The sequence below is a fragment of the Craterilacuibacter sp. genome, from assembly GCF_051659485.1.
Classification (GTDB): Bacteria; Pseudomonadota; Gammaproteobacteria; order Burkholderiales; family Chromobacteriaceae; genus Craterilacuibacter.
Genome location: NZ_JBOFOO010000285.1, coordinates 1 through 1,595, shown reverse-complemented (window position 1 = coordinate 1,595; position 1,595 = coordinate 1). Strand labels below are relative to the sequence as shown.

Here is a 1,595-nt window from a genome sequence, read left to right as displayed (position 1 = left end):
AGGATTTCCCGCCAGCAGCCAAACCAGTCGACCAGCAGCAAGACGCGCACGCCGGCACGGGCACGCTCGGCCAGAAGGGCGCACAGCGCCTGACCAACGCTGTCATTGGCGAAGATGTACATCTCGATCAGGATGCTGTGCCGGGCCGCTGCAATGGCGGCCTCCCAGGCCGGAAAGTTTTCGCTACTGTCGTACAGCAGCCGGGCATGGTTGCCGCCAATCAAGGGCGCGCCGGCGGCGCGGGCAAAGGCCTGATCGGCCAGCCCCGATATCGCTTCGTGGCGTGCGGTCACGGTGCTTACCGGAGAGGTGTCTTTTGTCTGACAATATTTTTCGTTCATGGCTTGAGTCGGCATTTTACAGGGCTTGCTCCCGTCGCCTAAATGAAGTTTTACGTCACATAAAAGTAAATTCAAACAGCTTTTTATACTGTTTTAGCGGGGGTGAATGCGCGTAAGTCTTTGTTATTTAATGTCTATCGCGCTGCACAAATTCGTGTTGCGATACGTGAGCACTTGACCTTAGAATAAAAACATTCGTTTCACATTATATGCAGGCAACAATATGGACAGACAGCGCTGGCTAGAGGGTACTTTGTATCGCCCTGATTTTGAGCAGGATAGCTGTGGTTTTGGCCTGATCGCCCAGCTGGACGACAAGCCCAGCCACTGGTTGGTCAAAACCGCCATTTCCTCGCTCGCCAAACTGACCCACCGCGGTGCGGTCGCTGCCGATGGCAAATCGGGAGACGGGTGCGGCCTGCTTTTTCGTAAGCCGGATGGCTTTTTGCGTCAGGCTGCACAAGCTGCCGGCATCACCCTAAAGCCAGTGTACGCCGCCGGGCTGGTCTTTCACCACCCGGATGAGGGTACCGGCCAGAAAAGCCTGCGCCGGCTGAAAGAATATCTGGAAGAACAGGGTCTGGATGTCGCCGGTTTCCGTGATGTGCCGACCGATGTGTCGGCCTGTGGCGAGGCGGCGCTGCGCACCTTGCCGGCCATGGTGCAGGTGTTCGTCAACTGCCCGTTCGGCATGGACGAGATGGCTTTCCAGCGTCGCCTGTATATGGCGCGCCGTCTGGCAGAAAAAGCCAACAAGGGCGATGACCCTTATTTCTATCTGCCGACGCTGTCGCCGCACACGCTGTCGTACAAGGGCTTGGTGACGCCGGACAATCTGTCGCGCTTCTTCCTCGACCTGCAGGATGAACGCTTCGAGTCCAGCCTGGCCGTTTTCCACCAGCGCTTCTCGACCAACACCTGGCCGCAGTGGAAGCTGGCGCAGCCGTTCCGCTTTTTGGCGCATAACGGCGAAATCAATACCGTATCGGGCAACCGCAACTGGGCGCGGGCACGCGAACAGATCATGGCCTCCGAGCAACTGGACATGGATGCGGTACGCCCCATCGTACAGACCGACGGCTCGGATTCGATGAGCCTGGACAATATGCTCGAAGGCCTGCTGATGGGCGGCATTCCGCTGTTCCGCGCGCTGCGCCTGTTGGTTCCGCCGGCATGGCAGAATGTGGATTCCACCGACAAGGATCTGCGCGCCTTCTACGAATTCAACTCCATGCATATGGAGCCGTGGGATGG

At 58.1% G+C, this 1,595-nt stretch carries 2 pseudogenes; one reads left to right on the top strand and one right to left on the bottom strand.

Annotated elements, in window-relative coordinates:
• Nucleotides 1-293, bottom strand: a pseudogene (locus tag ACRC1E_RS10010) (hypothetical protein); the annotation flags it as partial.
• Between the two features lie 271 nt (nt 294-564).
• On the opposite strand from ACRC1E_RS10010, the pseudogene gltB reads away from it, so the two are divergent.
• Nucleotides 565-1,595: pseudogene (gene gltB / locus ACRC1E_RS10005) on the top strand (glutamate synthase large subunit); the annotation flags it as partial.